The 18,152-nt window shown below is 70.4% G+C and carries 16 protein-coding genes and 1 riboswitch; of the genes, 7 read left to right on the top strand and 9 right to left on the bottom strand.

All coding sequences use genetic code 11. The annotated features are described in order from the left end of the window. The first annotated feature begins 78 nt into the window (after positions 1 to 78). Positions 79 to 1,110 carry a S66 peptidase family protein gene (locus ACFT7S_RS35555; protein ID WP_382739631.1) on the top strand — a complete coding sequence of 344 codons (1,032 nt, stop codon included), beginning with the start codon at positions 79 to 81 and terminating at the stop codon, positions 1,108 to 1,110. Positions 1,111 to 1,219: 109 nt separating this feature from the next. On the opposite strand, the gene ACFT7S_RS35550 is transcribed toward ACFT7S_RS35555, so the two are convergent. After that, positions 1,220 to 1,462: a hypothetical protein gene (locus ACFT7S_RS35550; protein ID WP_382739628.1), complete on the bottom strand. Its 243-nt coding sequence runs from the start codon at positions 1,460 to 1,462 to the stop codon at positions 1,220 to 1,222. A gap of 449 nt (positions 1,463 to 1,911) precedes the next feature. Here ACFT7S_RS35550 and ACFT7S_RS35545 point away from each other — a divergent pair, with 449 nt between their 5' ends. The 3 genes from ACFT7S_RS35545 (at position 1,912) to ACFT7S_RS35535 (ending at position 7,186) form a co-directional block, all read left to right on the top strand. Next, the gene (locus ACFT7S_RS35545; RefSeq protein ID WP_382739625.1) at positions 1,912 to 3,711 is read left to right on the top strand and encodes a S8 family serine peptidase; all 1,800 of its coding nucleotides are present in this window, start codon (positions 1,912 to 1,914) and stop codon (positions 3,709 to 3,711) included. Positions 3,712 to 3,891: 180 nt separating this feature from the next. Continuing rightward, entirely contained in the window at positions 3,892 to 6,801 is a 2,910-nt protein-coding gene (locus ACFT7S_RS35540; RefSeq protein WP_382739622.1) for an AAA family ATPase, read from the top strand. 82 nt (positions 6,802 to 6,883) lie between these two features. After that, the gene (locus tag ACFT7S_RS35535) at positions 6,884 to 7,186 is read left to right on the top strand and encodes a hypothetical protein (protein WP_382739620.1); all 303 of its coding nucleotides are present in this window, start codon (positions 6,884 to 6,886) and stop codon (positions 7,184 to 7,186) included. A 138-nt stretch (positions 7,187 to 7,324) separates the two neighbouring features. Here the strand turns inward: ACFT7S_RS35535 and ACFT7S_RS35530 are convergent, their stop codons facing one another. After that, positions 7,325 to 8,743 (bottom strand): DUF445 domain-containing protein, encoded by a 1,419-nt coding sequence (locus tag ACFT7S_RS35530; RefSeq protein ID WP_382739617.1) that lies wholly within the window; start codon positions 8,741 to 8,743, stop codon positions 7,325 to 7,327. Positions 8,744 to 8,885: 142 nt separating this feature from the next. Between ACFT7S_RS35530 and ACFT7S_RS35525 the strand changes: the two genes are divergently transcribed. Further along, positions 8,886 to 10,130: an SGNH/GDSL hydrolase family protein gene (locus ACFT7S_RS35525; protein ID WP_382739614.1), complete on the top strand. Its 1,245-nt coding sequence runs from the start codon at positions 8,886 to 8,888 to the stop codon at positions 10,128 to 10,130. 97 nt (positions 10,131 to 10,227) lie between these two features. Here ACFT7S_RS35525 and ACFT7S_RS35520 read toward each other — a convergent pair whose 3' ends face one another. The 4 genes from ACFT7S_RS35520 to ACFT7S_RS35505 form a co-directional block, all read right to left on the bottom strand. Next, entirely contained in the window at positions 10,228 to 10,881 is a 654-nt protein-coding gene (locus ACFT7S_RS35520; RefSeq protein WP_382739673.1) for a DUF1707 domain-containing protein, read from the bottom strand. 115 nt (positions 10,882 to 10,996) lie between these two features. Next, positions 10,997 to 11,977 carry an ATP-binding cassette domain-containing protein gene (locus ACFT7S_RS35515; RefSeq protein ID WP_382739612.1) on the bottom strand — a complete coding sequence of 327 codons (981 nt, stop codon included), beginning with the start codon at positions 11,975 to 11,977 and terminating at the stop codon, positions 10,997 to 10,999. A gap of 34 nt (positions 11,978 to 12,011) precedes the next feature. After that, positions 12,012 to 12,854: an ABC transporter permease gene (locus ACFT7S_RS35510; protein ID WP_382739609.1), complete on the bottom strand. Its 843-nt coding sequence runs from the start codon at positions 12,852 to 12,854 to the stop codon at positions 12,012 to 12,014. Then, positions 12,847 to 13,647, bottom strand: a complete 801-nt coding sequence (locus ACFT7S_RS35505; RefSeq protein WP_382739606.1) for an ABC transporter permease — start codon at positions 13,645 to 13,647, stop codon at positions 12,847 to 12,849. Before ACFT7S_RS35505 ends, ACFT7S_RS35510 begins: the two co-directional genes overlap by 8 nt. 242 nt (positions 13,648 to 13,889) lie before the next feature. Between ACFT7S_RS35505 and ACFT7S_RS35500 the strand changes: the two genes are divergently transcribed. After that, positions 13,890 to 16,247 (top strand): transglycosylase domain-containing protein, encoded by a 2,358-nt coding sequence (locus ACFT7S_RS35500; protein ID WP_382739603.1) that lies wholly within the window; start codon positions 13,890 to 13,892, stop codon positions 16,245 to 16,247. A 16-nt stretch (positions 16,248 to 16,263) separates the two neighbouring features. Here ACFT7S_RS35500 and ACFT7S_RS35495 read toward each other — a convergent pair whose 3' ends face one another. The 3 genes from ACFT7S_RS35495 to ACFT7S_RS35485 all read right to left on the bottom strand — a co-directional run bounded on the left by ACFT7S_RS35495 (position 16,264) and on the right by ACFT7S_RS35485 (position 17,470). Then, positions 16,264 to 16,584: a DMT family transporter gene (locus ACFT7S_RS35495; protein WP_382739600.1), complete on the bottom strand. Its 321-nt coding sequence runs from the start codon at positions 16,582 to 16,584 to the stop codon at positions 16,264 to 16,266. Between the two features lie 37 nt (positions 16,585 to 16,621). Beyond that, positions 16,622 to 16,692: riboswitch (guanidine-III (ykkC-III) riboswitch) on the bottom strand. A gap of 64 nt (positions 16,693 to 16,756) precedes the next feature. Then, positions 16,757 to 17,098, bottom strand: coding sequence for a GroES family chaperonin (locus tag ACFT7S_RS35490; RefSeq protein WP_382739597.1), 342 nt, complete (start codon positions 17,096 to 17,098; stop codon positions 16,757 to 16,759). 54 nt (positions 17,099 to 17,152) lie between these two features. Further along, the gene (locus tag ACFT7S_RS35485) at positions 17,153 to 17,470 is read right to left on the bottom strand and encodes a DUF3618 domain-containing protein (RefSeq protein ID WP_382739594.1); all 318 of its coding nucleotides are present in this window, start codon (positions 17,468 to 17,470) and stop codon (positions 17,153 to 17,155) included. 128 nt (positions 17,471 to 17,598) lie between these two features. On the opposite strand from ACFT7S_RS35485, the gene bcp reads away from it, so the two are divergent. Further along, positions 17,599 to 18,066: a thioredoxin-dependent thiol peroxidase gene (bcp, locus tag ACFT7S_RS35480; RefSeq protein WP_382739592.1), complete on the top strand. Its 468-nt coding sequence runs from the start codon at positions 17,599 to 17,601 to the stop codon at positions 18,064 to 18,066. Positions 18,067 to 18,152 lie beyond the last annotated feature (86 nt).

Raw genomic sequence — 18,152 nt, 5'->3', positions numbered from 1 at the left:
GCGACGGGCCGCATGTACGTGGCAGACGTGCCGTAAGTGCGTGGCAGAGGCATGGGCTGCCGTGCCATGCTCCCCCGCATGCCCATTCGATACCCGCGCCCCCTCCGTCCCGGTGATCGCATCGGCGTCACCTCTCCCTCCAGCGGTGTGCCGAAGGAGTTGCGCGGGCGGTTCGACGTCGCCGTACGGGAAGTGGCGGCGCGGGGGTACGAGGTCGTCGTCGGGCAGTGCATGGATGGCGCCGGACATGTCAGTGCGCCCGCGGCCGAGCGTGCGGCCGAGTTGATGGGGATGCTTACCGATCCGGGGATCCGGGCCGTGGTGCCGCCGTGGGGCGGGGAGACCGCGATCGATCTGCTGCCTCTGCTCGACTGGGAGCGGTTGCGGAACGCCGAGCCGACCTGGGTCGTCGGGTACTCGGACATGTCGACCGTCATCACCCCGCTCACCCTGCTCACCGGGGTCGCGACCGTGCACGGCAACAACCTCATGGATACGCCCTACCGGGTGCCCGAGGGGCTGTTGTCCTGGCTGGACATCGCCGCCATGCCCGAGGGGAGCCGGTTCGCTCAGATACCGCCGGGGCGCCATCGGTCCACGGGCTGGTACGACTTCCACGCCTCTCCCGAGGTCAGCGAGTTCACGCTCGACACCCCCGGCAGGTGGACCAGGCTGGACGGGGACGGTGATGTGGACGTCTCCGGGCGGCTCATCGGGGGGTGCATCGAGATGCTCTGCCATGTGGCCGGCACTCCGTACGGCGACGTCGCGGCGTTTGCTCGCGACCGCGCCCCGGAAGGGCTGATCGTGTACGTCGAGGCGGCGGAGCACGATGCCTTCGCGATCTGCCGGACTCTCCACGGGATGAAGCTGGCCGGGTTCTTCGACAGCGCCAACGTGGTGCTCGTGGGCCGGACTTCGGCGCCGGACGCCCCCTCGCTCACCCAGCACGAGGCCGTACTGGACGCGCTCGGATCCCTGGGCGTGCCCATCGTCGCCGATGTGGAGTGCGGTCACGTCCCGCCGTACATGCCCCTCGTCAACGGGGCGCTCGGCCGTGTCATCCACAACTCGTCCCGCAGTGAGCTGATTCAGACGCTCGTCGACTGACGGGGGCGCGGCGTGGCGTGAACACCTGTCCGCGAGGCGCCCCGATCGCGACACGATGACGGTCCGAATTCGGCGGCCACGGCCCGCAGCCCGTGCGCGTAACCGCAGTTCACCTCCCAGCCCTGGGTGGTGTGCCGGAGCAGGAACGGCGAGGTGGGTACGGCGAGGGGGGTGCGGATTCGCCGTGCAGGAACCGCTGGTCGTCCGGGCCCCGCAGCTCCGGATGCTGGTCGCGGATCCGGCTGCGCACCCCCTCCTCGACGCGCGTGTGCACCGTGCCGTAGGTGGCCGCGGCCGGTCCGGGGTGGCGCAGCGCGTCCAGGAGCAGGTGGCTGAAGTACCCGCGGCTCACGCCGTCGTCAAGGATTCGTGGGCGCTCTCCTGGGGCCGGCAGGCGGCGAGAAGCACATGCTGCCGGTCCTCGGTGACCTGCGCGCCGCCGCCGGACGTTTGGACTGCACCCGGACGTGAACCTGCGCGGGCTCTGCCCGGACCCCCCGCGCGGGGGACAAGGGTTTTCCCCGTATCGGCTTCATCTCGCCGTTCCCTACTGTCTGCCGCACCGGTGGATCCCGTCCTCTGACTCTCAGGTGTCAGGTGCATGTAAGGCAGGGGTTTCGCCGGTGGCGGCCTTGACCAGGGCCGTGGCGTCGGCGGCGGCGCACGGGCGACCCGGCCCAGGAACTGCGGATCGCAGCCCCCACGCTGCACCGCGGTTCTCGCGCCACCCGCCGCGCTCCGCACGAATAGTCATTGAAAGGGAACACCTTGAACGGTTCCAGGCGGAGACTCATATCCGTTGTGGCAGCGACCGCCACGATCGCCGGTGTCGTTGCCACCTCCTCCGTGGCGCTCGCCGCCGCCCCGGCGGGCCCCTCGCCGAAGCCGGCTCCGGCTTCGCAGTCCATGACCGCGCTGCCGACCGCACCGGTCGAGGACGTCATCGTCACCTACAAGTCCAAGGCTGCCGAGGCCGGTTCCAACGCGGCGGCCAAGAGCGACGCGGCCGCCAAGGCCGAGGAGACCGGCGAGAGCCTGTCGTTCGAGCGCCGCCTCGCCGGCGGCGCCGCCCTGGTCGACCTGGGTGGCGAGACGTCCAAGAAGGACGTCACCGAGGTCATGAACGCCTTCCGCGCCGACGCGTCCGTCGCGTCCGTGGAGCCCGACATCCGCGCCTACGCGATGGCGGTCACCCCGAACGACACCGACTACGCCAAGCAGTGGGACCTGTTCGAGGCCACCGGCGGCATGAATGTCCCCGGCGCCTGGGACAAGGGCACCGGCAGCGGCGTCACCGTCGCCGTCATCGACACCGGCTACGCCGCCCACACGGACCTGGCCGCCAATGTCGTCTCCGGATACGACTTCATCTCCTCCTCCGCGGACGCCCGTGACGGCAACGGCCGCGACAGTGACGCCAAGGACGAGGGCGACTGGAATGCCACCGCCGGCGAGTGCGGCGCCGGTTCCACGGCGAGCAACTCCTCCTGGCACGGCACGCACGTCGCCGGCACGATCGGGGCGACCGCCAACAACAGCAAGGGCGTGGCGGGCATCGCGTACAGCGCGAAGATCCAGCCCGTGCGTGTGCTGGGCAAGTGCGGCGGCTCCTCCTCGGACATCGCCGACGCCATCACCTGGGCGTCCGGCGGCACCGTCCCGGGCATCGCGGTGAACGCGAACCCGGCCAAGGTCATCAACATGAGCCTCGGCGGCGCCAGCTCCACCTGCCCCAGCGTCTACCAGACCGCCATCAACGGCGCCGTGTCGCGCGGCACCACCGTGGTCGTCGCGGCCGGCAACAGCAACGCCAACGCCTCCGGCTTCACGCCTGCCAACTGCGCCGGTGTCATCAACGTGGCGTCCACCAGCCGTGAGGGCAACCGTTCGTTCTACTCGAACTACGGCAGCATCATCGATGTCTCCGCGCCCGGCGGCGAGACCCGTCGCGCCACCGACACGCCCGGTACCATCACCACCCCCGAGAACGGCATCCTCTCCACGCTGAACTCCGGTACCACCACGCAGTCGGCGGAGAACTACAAGCCCTACCAGGGCACTTCGATGGCCGCCCCGCACATCGCCGGCCTCGCCGCACTGCTCAAGTCGGCCAAGAGCACCCTGACCCCGGCCGACATCGAGTCCGCGATCAAGAGCAACGCCCGGCCGCTGCCCGGCACCTGCACCGGCGGCTGCGGCTCCGGCATCGCCGATGCGACCAAGACCGTGAACGCCGTCACCGGCACCACCCCCGGCGGCACGACGTTCAGCAACGCGACGGACGTGACGATCACGGACAACGCGACCGTCACCTCGTCGATCCCGGTCACCGGTCGCACGGGCAACGCCCCCGCCGCCCTCAAGGTCGACGTGGACATCAAGCACACCTGGCGCGGCGACCTGGTCGTCGACCTGATCGCCCCGGACGGCACGGTGCGCAATCTGAAGGCCTCGTCGTCCTCGGACAGCGCCGACAACGTCATCGCGACGTACACGGTCGACGCATCGAGCGAGGTCGCCAACGGCACCTGGAAGCTTCAGGTCCGCGACGTGGCATCGGGTGACACCGGCTACATCGATACCTGGAGTCTCACCTTCTGAGACGCCCGCCGGGCTGCATCATCGCTGGTCAGGGGCGCGTCCGCGGGAATTTCCGCGGGCGCGCCCGCAGCTGGTCCGTCCGTATGCCGACACCGGGCCTGGACGGCAGCGGCCGACTTCGTATTCTCTGCTCTCGCACGGGCAGCGGGCTCGCGCACGCCGGAAGGTGGTGGTGGGTACGTGACGTCGGCAACGTACCGCCCTGCGCCGGTCGGGCGGGCGGAGCTCCTCGCGCGGCTCGAACGGGTCCTGCACACCCGCGGGCGCGCCCTGCTCACCGGCCCTGCCGGGGTGGGCAAGACGGAGCTCGCCCTGGCCACCGCCGCGCGCACCGAGTCCCGCGGCGAGACCGTGCTGTGGCTCCCCACGCTCCCCGCCGACCGTGACATACCGGGCGCGGCCGCCGCCGCCCTCGTCGCGTCCGTATCGGCGTGCGTGTCCTGGCCCGCACCCGGAACACTCGACGGGTCAGGCGGGTCAGGCGGGTCAGGCATTCTCGAAGGGCTGCCAGGACCGCAGCGGACGGCCGTCGCCATGCTGTGCCGCGAGGCGCCCATCCCCGACGGCGGCTGGGACCCCATCGCCCTACGGCTGGCCCTCGCCCAGATCCTGCGGACCCTCGCCGCGCGCGGCCCCGCACTGCTGGTCGTCGACGGCGTCCAGCGCATCGACGCCGCCAGTGCCGACCTCCTGCGTTTCGCGCTCCATCTGGCCCCGACCGCGCTGCGGGTGATCGCCGTCGAGACACCGGCGGCGTACAGCCCCGACTCCGGTGCGCCGCAGACCGGTACGCGACAGCCGGACGCGGCCGGCCCGGAACCCCTGTGGGCACCGTCCGAGGCCGACATCCTGTTCGTACCGCCGTTGCACGCCGACGAGATCGCCGAACTCCTCATCCATCACCGGCTGCCGTCCCGGATGGCCGGCCGCATCCACAAGGCCAGCGGCGGCAATCCACGCCTCGCGCTCGCCGTCGGCCGGTCCCTCGCCGACGCGCGGACTCCGGTGCACCACGCCGAGGCGCTGTCGCTGTCCGGGCGAGCCCGCGAGATCGCGCGGCAGCTGCTCGGCGTCGCCTCGCCCGCCGTTCGCTCCACGCTCCTGCTCGCCGCGCTGACGCTGCGCCCGACGGCAACGCTGATACGTCGCGCGGGCCGCCCCACCGCCGAGGCCGACCTCGCCGCCGCCGAGCGGGCGAATCTGATCTCCCTCAAGGAGGACGGGACGGTCGGCTTCACAGCCGGTGTGCTGCCGTCGACGCTCGTGCACGACGCCTGCTGGACCGAGCGCAGCGCCGGTCACGCGGCGCTCGCGCGGGTCGTGGACGACCCCGTCGAGGCGGTACGGCACCGGGCACTGGCCTCGGACACTCCCGACGAGGAGCTGGCCGCGGAGGTCGCGGCGGCCGCCGACACCGCCCGGCTCCGCGGGAACAGCGCCCTGGCCGCCGAACTGGCCCTGCTCGCGGCCGAGTCCACGCCAGTCCAGTACGGTGCGCAGCGGATCGCCCGGCTCGTCGACGCCGCCCAGGAAGCCGCCCGTGCGGCCCGCGCCGACCTGGCCATGCGCGCGGCCACCGATCTCCTGGCCCGGGACGCCACACCGGCCGACCGCGTCCGGGTAAGGCTCGCGGTGCTGGACACCGCAGGTCAGGGGCTGAGCAACCTCGACGAGCTCTATGTCCACGCCATGGAGGACTCCGAAGGCGACACGGCACTGCGGGCAGCCGTCCAGCTCCGGCTGGCAGTGAAGTACGTCCTGGCCGACGGCGACCCCCAACGCTCCCGTGCCGTCGCTGTCGAGTCCGCCGCGCTCGCCGGCTCCGTGGGTGACCGGAAGACGGCGGCCAGGGCCCTGACCGTGCAGGCGCGCATGGACCGCGTCCTCGGCTCGCCGGACGCGGAGCGGGTGCTCGCCGAGGCCCGGGCCCTGGAACTGTTCGAGCGTCCGCTCGGCGTCCGTAACGCCGCACAGATCCTGACGATCCGTCACGCACTGTTCGACGACCGGCTCACCGACGCCCGCGATCAGGCCCATGCCCTCCTCCCCCTGGTCGAGCGCCGCGGCCCGGTGGAGGACGCCATCGAGCTGTTCCGTACGCTCGCGGAGGTCGAGGCCCGACGGGGGCAGTGCGCGGTGGCGCTCGCACACGCCGGACGGTCTCTCGCCCTGACCCTGGAGGCCGGCCTCTCGCCCGGGCCCGCCTGGTATGCGCTGGCCCTCGCGGAGACCGCGGGCGGCAGTTTCGAGCGCGCCGCGAGCTATGCCCGGCGCAGCGTCCAGGCCTCCGGGGAGGAGGGCGACCGCGTCTTCCTCCCCCGGAGTCTGTACGCGCTCGGCCGGGTCCAGCTGATCAACGGGGATGTGGCGACCGCCCTGGAGACCCTGCGCCGGGTACAGGCCGATGAACGCGCCCAGTCGACCGTCGACCCCTCCATGCTGCGCTGGCACGAGGAGCTGGCCGAGGCGCTGCTGGCGAACGACACCCCGGAGGAGGCCGCAGCCCTGCTCGCCGACGTGCGTCCGGTCGCGGAACGCCTCGGCCACACGACGGTACTGCTCGGCTGCGACCGGGCGTACGCGCTGTACCTGGCGGCAAGCGGGAAGCCGGACGAGGCGGCGGGTCTGCTGTCCCGGACCGCCGAGCGGTTCGCCGCGGCGGGGCTGCCGCTGGAGCGCGGCCGGGCGCTGATCGCGCTCGCTCGAGTGGAGCGCCGCCGCCGCAGGCGGTCGGCCGCCCAGAGCGCGCTGCAGGCCGCGGCCGCCGACTTCGAGCGGGCGGGGGCGGCCCCGTGGCTGGGACTGACAACGGAGACTCCGTCCCGTACGGCCGAACTGTCCCCGGCCCGTGGGGACACCCTGTCCTCCCTCACGGACGCGGAGCTGCGCCTCGCACAACTGGTCGGCCAGGGGGCCAGCAACCAGGAGGCGGCAGCGAAGCTGTACCTGAGCGTGAAGACGGTCGAAGCCCGCCTGACCCGCATCTACCAGAAGCTGGATGTCCGTTCGCGCGCCCAGCTGGCGACCGCCCTGAACGCCTGGCCGGGCCGGCCGGCAGCGACCGCCACGGAATTCCCGGCGGCCGGCTGACCCCAGGGGGTCGCCACGTGTTCCTGCCGTCGCGTTAGCCTCGGTGGCGAGACTGGACGAACGAAAAGCGAAGGTGGCGGCAATGGCGAAGGTTCCGGCAGCGGCAGTGGCGGCGAGCGGGCTCGTCGGTGGGTACGGGGTCGCCCGGTGGACCAAGAAGCGGCCGCTCGGCGGGGTCGCGCTGGCCGCCGCCGGGACTCTCGCCGCGTACGAGTGGAACCGGCAGGCCGGACCGCGTGCCGCCGCGGGGCTGACCGTCGCGTACGTCGCCGCGTTCGCCGGCTCGCACCCGCTCGCCAAGAAGGTCGGCGCCTGGCCCGCGGTGTTCGCGGTGGCGGGCGGCGTCGCTGCCGCGTCGTGGGTGGTCACGCGCCGTGCCGTGTGAGTCTTTTTTGTGACGGGATGCCCCCGTCACTCCTTCGTCCTCAATCTCCGGACGGGCTTGATTTTCAAGCCCGTCCGGAGATTGAGGACAGGGCGCGGCCGGAGGCCGTGCAACCCGGTGAACGCGCAGCCAGGGGCGCTACGCCCCTACCGCATGCGACACCGTGTAGATCAGCAGGCCCACGAGCGCGCCCACCACCGTGCCGTTGATCCGGATGAACTGGAGGTCCCGGCCGATGTTCGCCTCGATCTTCTTCGACGTCTGATCCGCGTCCCAGCCGGCCACCGTGTCGCTGATCAGCGACGTGATCTCCGAGCGGTACGTCGTGACGACGTACACCGCCGCGTCCTCCAGCCAGCCCTCCAGCTTGGCCTGCAGCCGCTCGTCCGTCGCGAGCCTGGCACCCAGCGTCATCAGTGACGCCCTCGCGCGCAGCCGCAGCTCGCTCTGCTCGTCCTCCGCGGCCGCGATGATCATCGTGCGTACGGACGCCCAGGCCGAGGCGATGACGTCCTGGACCTCGCCGCGCCCCAGGATCTCCGCCTTCAGCCGCTCCACCCGCGCCCGGGTGTCCGAGTCCGACTGGAGGTCGGCCGCGAAGTCCGTCAGGAACGTGTCGATCGAGCCGCGCGCGGGATGACCCGGCATGTCCCGCATCTCCGTGATGAAGCGCAGCAGCTCCTTGTAGACCCGCTCCCCCACCCGCTTGTCGACGAATCTCGGTGTCCAGCCCGGCGCCCCGCCCTGCACCGCGTCCATCACCGAGTCGCCGTGCAGGACCAGCCAGTCGTGCGCGCGTACGCAGATCAGGTCGACGACCTTGCGGTGACCGCCGTCGGATACGATCTTCTCCAGCATCTTGCCGAGCCCCGGCCCGACCTCCGCCATGTTGGCCCGCCGTGTGATCGCCTCGCCGACGACCGCCTGGACGTCGGAGTCCCGCAGCACCGTCAGCGCGCCGCGCAGCGCCGTGGCCAGTTCGGCGGTGACCCGGTCGGCGTGATCCGGCTCCGCCAGCCACGCACCGAGCCTCGCACCGACCCCGAGAGCGTGAATTCGGTCACGAACGACCTCTCCGGAGAGAAAGTTCTCCCCCACGAAGGAACCAAGTGACGTCCCAAGCTGATCCTTCTTCGTGGGAATGATGGCGGTGTGGGGGATGGGCAGGCCGAGCGGGCGCCGGAAGAGCGCCGTGACGGCGAACCAGTCCGCTATCGCGCCCACCATGCCCGCCTCGGCGGCCGCCGCGACGTAGCCCGGCCAGCCACCCACGCCTGCGCTCTTCGCCCAGGTGGCCAGGACGTATACGAGCGCGACGAGCAGGAGCAGACCGGTGGCGGTGGTCTTCATACGGCGTACGCCGCGGCGCTTCTCCTCGTCCGCCGCCGTGTACGCGAACACGGCGAGCGGCGTGGAGCGCCGCCCCGTACCCGGACCGTGCCCTGCTCCGGGACCGGCCCCCGGCTGCCCCGGCTGCTTCCCGGCCTCGGTCACCTGCCCCGCTCCCTGCTCCGCGTCCTGCCCGGCGTCGTGCGCTCCGGAATCGGTCCGTTCCATGCGTTCCACCCGTCCGCGTACGAGTCGCCCCCGTGCCGTACGCATTGTCCTTACCTCACCTACTCCCGGGCCGCATGTCGAGTTCCCGTCGGCCTGTCGCATCATGGGACCAGTTCGATCATCACGAGGAGACACACCGCACATGCCGAGGCGCCAGAGCTATGCCCTGCTCATCGCCCTTGTGGCGGGCACAGCCGCACTCGCCGCCGCCATCGCTTTCGGGACGACGCTCCTGGCCGGCACCCGGCCGGGGCCGCGTCCCGAGCCGGAACCGCACGCGGCGGCCCGTACCCCTGCGGCGCCGGCCACCTCCGCCGGTACCTGGGTCGCGACCTGGGCCGCGGCAGCCGTCAGCGCCGAGCCGAACACCCCAAACGGCCTCCCCGGACGCACCATCCGCAACACGGTGCACACGAGCGTCGGCGGCGACGCGGCCCGCATCACCCTCTCGAACCTCTTCGGTACGAGGCCCCTCGTCGTCGACCAAGTCACGGTGAACACCCGGCCGGTGACCTTCCGGGGCGCCGCCACCGTCACCCTCCCGGCAGGCAAGCAGATGGTCAGCGACCCGGTCGTCGTGCCCGTGGCCGCCGACGCCGACCTGGTCGTCAGCTTCCGCACCCCGCAGGCCTCCGGGCCCGTCACCTTCCACCCGAACACCCACCAGACGTCCTATCTGGCCGACCAGCACGGCACGTGGCGCACCACCAACTGGCGCTATCTGACCGCCGTCGACGTCCGCAACAAGACGACGCCCGGCACGATCGTCGTGATCGGTGACTCACTCGCCGCGGGCAGCGGCTCCACGACCGACGCGAACAACCGCTGGCCCGACCTGCTCTCCGACCGGCTGCGCGGCCGTTACGGCATCGTCAACCAGGGCATAGCCGGGAACCGGCTCCTGACCGACGGTCCGAGCGCGCTCGGCGGGCCGAGCGGCACGAGCCGCTTCGAACGTGACGTGCTGTCGGTGGCCGGGGCGAAGACCGTGATCATCGCCCTCGGTATAAACGACGTGCAGCAGGCCCCCCAGGAGCCGGACCCGCAGCGCATCCTCGCCGGTTTCCGCTCCCTGGCCGCCCAGGCGCACGCCCGCGGGCTGCGGGTCATCGGCGCGACCCTGACACCGTACGAGGGCTACCCGACGTGGACGCCCGAACGGAACGCGGTACGGCTGGCGGTCAACGAGCAGATCCGGGCGGGCGGCGTCTTCGACGCGTACGTGGACTTCGACCGGGCGGTACGCGACCCGTACGCGACGAACCGGCTCCTGGCCGCGTACGACTCCGGCGACCGGCTCCACCTCACCGACAACGGCTACCACGCGCTGGCCAACCTGATCGATCCCGGGAAGCTGATGAGCACACGGAAGTCCGACGAACTCTGACAGGCACACCTGCCTGTCAGAGTTCGTCGATACCCCGCCCGGATGCGGGCGGGGCGGGCGGGGCGGGCGGGGCGGGGCAGGCGGGGCAGGTCCGGCGTCAGGAGCCCTCGGACCCCTCGGGCCCCTTGGTCAGCTTCCGCCGCTTGGCCTTGCTCCACTTGCGCTCCACGTCGACCCCGCCCATCAGTGCGAACCCCACGACCCGCACCCGCGGGGCACCCGGCACCGGCTCGGCCTCCTCGCTCTTCGGGGAGTTCTCGCCGAAACCGCCCATGATGCCGATGCCACTGACCTCGAGGTCCACATCGGGCTCGACGGTGACCTGCATCCCGCCCATGAGCGTGAAGCAGCGGATGACGACCTCGCGGTCCTCGAAACGGGCCTGACGCAGATCGATATGGCCGCCGCCCCACATCGCGAAAGCGGTGAACAGACGGCCCACGGTCCACCGGCCGTTGCGGGTGAAACCGCCCCAGAAGGCGAAGGCACCCCTCGATGTGGCGGGGCCGCCGATGCGCTCCGCCCAGTTGGTGCCCTGCCCGACCGTGGCGGGTGACGCCGCGCCCGCGGGTTCCACGGTCGAGCCCGGAGCCGGGATATCCCGGACGAGCGGCGCCAACTCTCCATGCGTACGGGCCTTGTACGCGGCGTCGAGCCGCTGCTCGAACTCGTCCATCTCCAGCCGGCCCTCGGCCACCGCCTCGCGCAGCCTCTCGGCGACCCGGTCACGCTCGGCATCGGAGGCACGCATCTCCGGAAGTTCACTTGTCATACCGGGCACCTTATTGAACGCACCTGCTCACGTCATCGACCGGCATAGGCACGCGCCGGAGGAGACGCCCGGAGGACTCACCCGCGTACGTGCCTCAGGCGCCCGGAGCCGCACCCGCCTCGTACATCTTCGCGATCACGGCCTCGATGTCCGGCTCCCGGACCGAGAGATCCACCATCGGATAGTCGGCGGCTATCCGGGCCACCAGCGGAGCCGCCGAAGCGGACGCCGGGAACGCCAGCCACTGCCGCGGCCCCGCCACCTTCACCACCCGTACCGAAGGCTCCGACTTCAGCTCGATCGGCGGGAGTTCACGCTCCAGATCGACCACCAGCGTGCGCTCGCTCTCCCCCACCTCGTGCAGCCCGGCGAGCGCCCCGTCATACATCAGCCGACCGTGGTCGATCACCATCACCCGCTTGCACAGCTGCTCGATATCGGTCAGGTCGTGCGTGGTCAGCAGCACGGTCGTGGCCCGTTCGGCGTTCAAGTCCCGCAGGAACTGCCGGACTTTCGCCTTGGAAACCACATCGAGCCCGATCGTCGGCTCGTCCAGATACAGCACCTCCGGATCGTGCAGCAGCGCCGCCGCGATGTCCCCGCGCATCCGCTGCCCGAGGGACAGCTGCCGTACGGGTACGTCCAACAGCTCGCCAAGGTCGAGGAGTTCGACGCACCGGTCGAGGTTCTCGCGGAAGCGGCTGTCGGGGATGCGGTACATCCGGTGCATCAGCCGGTACGAGTCCCGCAGCGGCAGGTCCCACCAGAGCGTCGTACGCTGCCCGAAGACCACACCGATCCGGTGCGCCAGCCTCGTACGCTCCCGGGACGGGTCGATGCCCGCCACCCGCAGTCGGCCGCCGCTCGGCGTGAGAATGCCGGTGAGCATCTTGATCGTGGTCGACTTGCCCGCACCGTTCGGGCCGATGTAGCCGACCATCTCGCCGCGCGGCACGCGGAAGCTGATGCCGTCGACCGCGCGTACCTGGTGCCGCTCCCGGCGCATGAAGCCGCTCCTGCGGCGTACGTCGAAGACCTTCTCGACTCCGTCGAGCTCAATGAAGTCCGCGTCCACTTCCGCCTCACCCTTTCTTTGTCGGTCACCCCGCCTAACTGCCCGTGCTCCGGTACGCGCGCAGGCCCGCTCGCCAGGCCAGGCCCGCCAGTGCCCAGCACGCCCCCGCCACCACCGGTGGCAGGAAGGCCGCCCACTCCGGCAGCGCCAACGGGAACTCCCTGTCCAGCACATACAGCGCGGGCAGCCAGCTCACGAAGGCCAGCGGCACCACGAAGGTCACTCCGCGCACCAGATCCTTCGCGAAGATCGTCGGCGGGTACTGGAGCAGCGTCGTCCCCCCGTACGTAAAGGCGTTCTGCACCTCGGACGCGTCCTGCGCGACGAACTGGAACGCCGCCCCCGCCACGAACACCGCCCCGAAGATCGCCGCCCCGCTCAGCACCATCAGCGGCAGCATCAGCACCTTCAGCGGCGTCCACGCGATGTCCAGCGACACCAGCGCGTACCCGAGCACCAGCAGCCCCTGCGTGATCCGGCCCAGCCGGCGCAGCGCGAAACGGTCCGCCGCCACCTGCGCCAGCACCGGAACGGGCCGTACGAGCAAGGTGTCCAGCGTGCCGTCGCGTACCCGCCGCCCCAGCCGGTCCATCGACCCCAGCAGCAGATCGGCCAGCCCGAACGCGGTGGCCGACATCCCGTACAGCAGGGCGATCTCCGGCAGGGTGTACCCGCCCAGGGCGTCCACGTGCGAGAACATCAGCATGATCGTGACGAAGTCGAAGGCGGTCACCACGAAGTTCCCGAGGGCCGTCATCGCGAACGACGCGCGGTACGCCATCGTGGAACGCAGCCACATCGCGACGATCAGCCCGTAGGCCCTGACCCCCTCGACCAGCCGGGAACGGTCCTCGAACGCGACCTCTGTCTCAGCCACCCTGAATCACCACCCTCCTGGTCGCCAGCACCTGCACGAACCGTCCCGCCGTCAGCAGCGCCAGCGCCCAGCCGGCCTGGAAGGCGTACGCCTCCACGAGCCCCCAGCCCGTGTGCTTACCGAGGAAGACATCGGCCGGGACCTGCAACAACGAGGACCACGGCAGCATCCGCGCCACCTCGCCCAGCACCCCGGGAAACAGATTCAGCGGCAGCAGCATCCCGGAGAAGAACAGCCCGGCCAGCCCCACGACCTGCGTCGCCCCCGCCCCGTCCATCAGCCAGAACGCCGACAGCGCCACCAGATAGCGCACGGCGAAACTCACCACGACACCAAGCAGTACGGAGACCAGGAAGGCCGGCCACGTCCAGAACGAGCCGGGCAGCGCCAGATCGAACGCCAGGGCGCCCAGCACCATCGGCACGATGCCGCGCCCCAGCAGATGGAACGCCGCCCGGCCCAGATCCCCCGCCAGCCACCACAACTGAAGGTCCGCCGGCCGGTACAGGTCGACCGCGATGTCGCCGGTACGGATGCGCTCCATCAGCTCGTCCTCGAAACCGCCGCCCATCATGGCGCAGGTCATCAGCAGCGCCTGGCCGAGCCATACGTACGTCAGCGCCTGGGACATGTCGTAGCCGCCGAGCTGCGGGCGCTCGTCCCAGAGGGCGATGTACGTGTACGCCATGATGAAACCGAAGACGGTGTTGGTGAAGACACCCGCCACCGTCGCGATCCGGTACGTGGCGTAGCGCCGGAATCCGCCTGCCGCCACCACCGCGTACAACCGCACCGCAGCCACCCCCGTCTCGCCGCCGTCTCTCCCCCGCGCGACACCCGGCGGAGAGCACCGGACGCATGACACCGAAGCCCGCGGCACCAAAGCGCACGACCCTAGTCCACGCCGGACAGCCACCGCCACCGGATATCACCGCCGCGACCACCCACCACGGGAGAATCCAGGCGATATCCCACCAATAAGGGCACTATGGGATGACTGACCGCGGCCGAGGAGTCCCGAGGAGTCCCACCGATATGAGCGACGAGCAGAACTGGGCCCAGCGCGACCCCGACGGCCGGCCACTCCCCACCGGCTCACTCGGCGCGAAAGAGAAGAGAGGGCGCAAGAAGTGCCACAAGCGCACCGGTTGGCGCCGCGCCGTCCCCACCTGGCGCACGGTCCTCGGCACCGTCCTCGGTATCGCGCTCCTGCTCATCGGCGGTCTCATCGCCGGATACCAGATCGTCGACATCCCGCCCGCCAACGCCAGCGCCACCGCCCAGTCCAACATCTACCTCTACAAGGACGGCACGGTCATCGCCCGCGACGGCGAGGTCAACCGGGAGAACGTCCGGCTCAACCGGGCCCCCCTCACCGTCCAGCACGCCGTACTCGCCGCCGAGGACCGCGGCTTCCACTCCGAGCCCGCCGTCGACATCAAGGCGATGATCCGCGGCGCCTGGAACACCCTCACCGGCAAGGGCAAGCAGAGCGGCTCGACCATCACCCAGCAGTACGTCAAGAACTACTACCTCGGCCAGGAACAGACCGTCGTCCGCAAGACCAAGGAGTTCTTCATCGCGGTCAAACTCAACCGCGAGGAGAGCAAGGACCAGATCCTCGAGGGCTACCTCAACACCAGCTACTTCGGCCGCAACGCCTACGGCATCCAGGCCGCCGCACAGGCGTACTACGGCAAGCACGTCGAGGCCCTCACCACCGCCGAAGGCGCGTACCTCGCCTCCCTCCTGAACGCCCCCAGCGTGTACGACGTCGTCGCCCACCCCGAGAACAAGGCCAACGCCCTCGCCCGCTGGAACTACGTGCTGGACGGCATGGTCAAGGAAGAGTGGCTCACCGCCGCCGAACGTGCCACCACCCGCTTCCCCGTCCCCGGCGAGGCCAAGCCGTCCACCGGCCTCTCAGGACAGCGCGGCTACCTCGTCCAGGCCGCCGAGGACTACCTCACCAGCAACAAGATCATCGACGAGAACACCCTCGCCACCGGCGGCTACCGCATCACCACCACCCTCGACAAGAAGAAGCAGGAGGCCTTGGTCGACGCCGTCGAGAACAACGTCATGTCCAAGACCAGCAACACCCGGATGATCGACCGCAACGTCCGCGTCGGCGGCGCCTCCATCGACCCGGGCACCGGCAAGGTCGTCGCGATGTACGGGGGCGTCGACTACACCAAGCAGTACGTCAACAACGCGACCCGCCGCGACTACCAGGTCGGCTCCACCTTCAAGCCCTTCGTCTTCACCTCGGCCGTCGCCAACGACTCCACCACCCAGGACGGCCAGACGATCACGCCCAACACCGTTTACGACGGCACCAACATGCGCATGGTCGAGGGCTCGGACGGACCCACCGGATACGCCCCCGCCAACGAGGACGACGTCGACTACGGCGACATCACCGTCCGTACCGCCACCGACAGATCCGTCAACGCCGCCTACGCCCAAATGGCGGAGGACGTCGGGCCGGGCAAGGTCAAGGACACCGCCATCGGCCTCGGCATCCCCGAGAACACCCCCGACCTCACCGCATCACCGTCCATCGCACTCGGCCCCGCCACCGCCAGCGTCCTCGACATGACCGAGGCGTACGCCACCCTCGCCAACCACGGCAGGCACGGCACGTACACCCTCGTCGCCAAGGTCACCAAGGACGGCGAGAACATCACGCTCCCCGTCAGGGACACCGAGCAGGCCGTCAGCCGTACAGCCGCCGACACCACCACATCCATCCTCCAGACCGTCGTCGAGGAAGGCACCGGAACCGCCGCCCAGGCCGCGAACCGCCCCGCCGCAGGCAAGACCGGCACCGCCGAGGACGACAGAGCCGCCTGGTTCGCCGGCTACACCCCCGACCTCGCGACCGTCGTCGCCGTCATGGGCCAGGACCCCGACACCGGCACCCAGACACCGCTGTACGGAGCACTCGGCCTGCCCCGGATGAACGGCGGCGGCCCACCCGCCGCCACCTGGGCCGACTACACGACCGCCGCCCTCGCCAACGCCGAACCCCAGGAATTCGACCTCGAACTCCAGGAAGGCGCCGACGAGCCCGCCCCGCCCACCGAGGAAGAACCCGAACCGGAACCCGAAGAGACCGAAGAGACCGAAGACACCCCCTCCGAAACCCCGTCCGGCGCTCCCACCCCGCCCACAGCCCCCTCCCCGAGCAGCCACGCCCCCACACAGGACGGCACCGACGGCGGTACGAACACGGGAGGCACCGACACCGGAGGCACCGGGGACACCGGAGGCACCGGGGACACCGGAGGCATCGGGGACACCGGGGACACCCCGGAAACGGAAGAAGCCCCCGGGGACACCGGAGGCTTCTTCGAAGGCGCAGGCGGCGCCCGCCCGCAGGACCAATAAATCGCAGGGCGCGGAGTCAGTGACCCGAGGTCGCCTTCAGACCCACCACAGCCACCAGCAGCAGACACACGAAGAAGATCCGGGCCGCCGTCGTGGGCTCACCCAGCACCATCATGCCGACCACCGCCGCACCGGCCGCTCCGATACCGACCCACACGCCGTACGCCGTACCGATCGGCAGCGTCTTCGCCGCATGGGACAGCAACATCATGCTGGCGACGATCCCGAGGCCGGTGAACACACTCGGCCACAGCCGGGTGAACCCCTCGGTGTACTTCATCCCGATCGACCAGCCCACTTCCAGCAGACCGGCGACAACCAGCAGAACCCAGGCCATGACGGCACCTTCCGACGAGAAATCACGCGAACAACACGGTGCGTCGTCTTTGCAAGGCCCGGTACGGCGCGTCTCGTCGGGGGTCCCCTCACCGTAGCAAAAAACGACAAAGAGCCCGGTGACCCCAGTCACCGGGCTCCCTCAGCCAGCACCACGACCTACAGATCGCGACCTACAGATACAGCCCCGTCGAATCCACCGAACCCTCGAAACGGTCCGCGGCCACCGCATGCAGATCCCGCTCCCGCATCAGCACATACGCCACGCCCCGCACCTCCACCTCGGCACGGTCCTCCGGGTCGTACAGCACCCGGTCCCCCGGCTCCACCGTCCGCACGTTCTGGCCGACCGCGACCACCACGGCCCACGCCAGCCGCCGGCCGACCGCAGCCGTCGCCGGAATCAGAATGCCACCGCCCGAACGCCGCTCGCCCTCGGGCGAATCGGACCGGACCAGCACGCGATCGTGCAGCATGCGGATGGGCAGCTTGTCGTCGTGGGTGTTGTCGCTCACGAGCCGAAACCTACCTGCTCGGACCCGCGCCGCACGCCCCAGGGGTGGGCCACGTCACTTCCTGCGACGCGCCGACACCGTCAGCAGACCCACCACACCGACCACGAGCAGCGCAGCCGGAATCACCCGCTCCAGACGGGGCGAACCATCCTTCGAAACGAACTGCGCCTTCACGTCCGACACCGAACGGTTCACCGCGACGAACGCGCGCCCGGCCGTCCGGTCCACCGCCCCGGCCACCTTGGCCTTCGCGTCACCGATGATCGTCTTCGGGTGCACACGCATCCCGATCTCATCGAGCACCACGGCGAGCTGCTCGCGCCTGGTGATGATGTCCGCCTCGATCTGCGCAGGGGTCCTGGCATCCGACACTGCGCCGCCTCCGTGGTCGTCGTCCGGTAAACCTTCATCGACAGTCTGTCAGCTCGACCGCCCGCATACCCGGCGGCACCCCTATTACGCTCGGTGCCAAACACCTGATGTGCCACTTGAGGAGAACCATGAGCGAGCGACTCCAGCCCGGCGACACCGCCCCGGCCTTCACCCTCCCCGACGCCGACGGCAACGAGATCTCGCTCGCGGGCCACAAGGGGCGCAAGGTCATCGTCTACTTCTACCCCTCCGCCCTCACTCCCGGCTGCACCAAGCAGGCCTGCGACTTCACCGACAACCTGGATCTCCTGGCCGGTGCCGGATACGACGTCATCGGCGTCTCCCCCGACAAGCCGGAGAAGCTCGCCAAGTTCCGTGAGAAGGAGAGCCTGAAGGTCACCCTGGTCGCCGACCCCGCCAAGGAGACCCTGGAGGCGTACGGCGCCTTCGGCGCGAAGAAGCTCTACGGCAAAGTGGTGACGGGCGTCATCCGCTCCACGATCGTCGTCGACGAGGACGGCAAGGTGGAACACGCCTTCTACAACGTGAAGGCGACCGGCCACGTGGCCAAGATCATCAAGGACCTGGGCATCTGACGGCCCAGCCCGCACGCAGGACGGAACGGCCCCCCCCGCCCCGGGAAGCCGGGGGGGGGCAGTGTCTTATAAAAAAAAAACAACCC

Origin of the sequence: Streptomyces sp. NPDC057136 (genome assembly GCF_042670885.1) — a bacterium.
Lineage (GTDB): Bacteria > Actinomycetota > Actinomycetes > Streptomycetales > Streptomycetaceae > Streptomyces.
Note: the sequence above shows the minus strand (reverse complement) of the source record. Positions and strands in the feature narration are given on the sequence as shown.

What these genes read in the sequence shown, in the direction of transcription:
- ACFT7S_RS35555 (WP_382739631.1), top strand. Translation starts at nt 79, where the DNA reads ATGCCCATTCGATACCCGCGCCCCCTCCGTCCCGGTGATCGCATCGGC.
- ACFT7S_RS35535 (WP_382739620.1), top strand. Translation starts at nt 6,884, where the DNA reads ATGGCGAAGGTTCCGGCAGCGGCAGTGGCGGCGAGCGGGCTCGTCGGT.
- ACFT7S_RS35530 (WP_382739617.1), bottom strand. Translation starts at nt 8,743, where the DNA reads ATGGAACGGACCGATTCCGGAGCGCACGACGCCGGGCAGGACGCGGAG.
- ACFT7S_RS35525 (WP_382739614.1), top strand. Translation starts at nt 8,886, where the DNA reads ATGCCGAGGCGCCAGAGCTATGCCCTGCTCATCGCCCTTGTGGCGGGC.
- ACFT7S_RS35520 (WP_382739673.1), bottom strand. Translation starts at nt 10,881, where the DNA reads ATGCGTGCCTCCGATGCCGAGCGTGACCGGGTCGCCGAGAGGCTGCGC.
- ACFT7S_RS35500 (WP_382739603.1), top strand. Translation starts at nt 13,890, where the DNA reads ATGAGCGACGAGCAGAACTGGGCCCAGCGCGACCCCGACGGCCGGCCA.
- ACFT7S_RS35495 (WP_382739600.1), bottom strand. Translation starts at nt 16,584, where the DNA reads ATGGCCTGGGTTCTGCTGGTTGTCGCCGGTCTGCTGGAAGTGGGCTGG.
- bcp (WP_382739592.1), top strand. Translation starts at nt 17,599, where the DNA reads ATGAGCGAGCGACTCCAGCCCGGCGACACCGCCCCGGCCTTCACCCTC.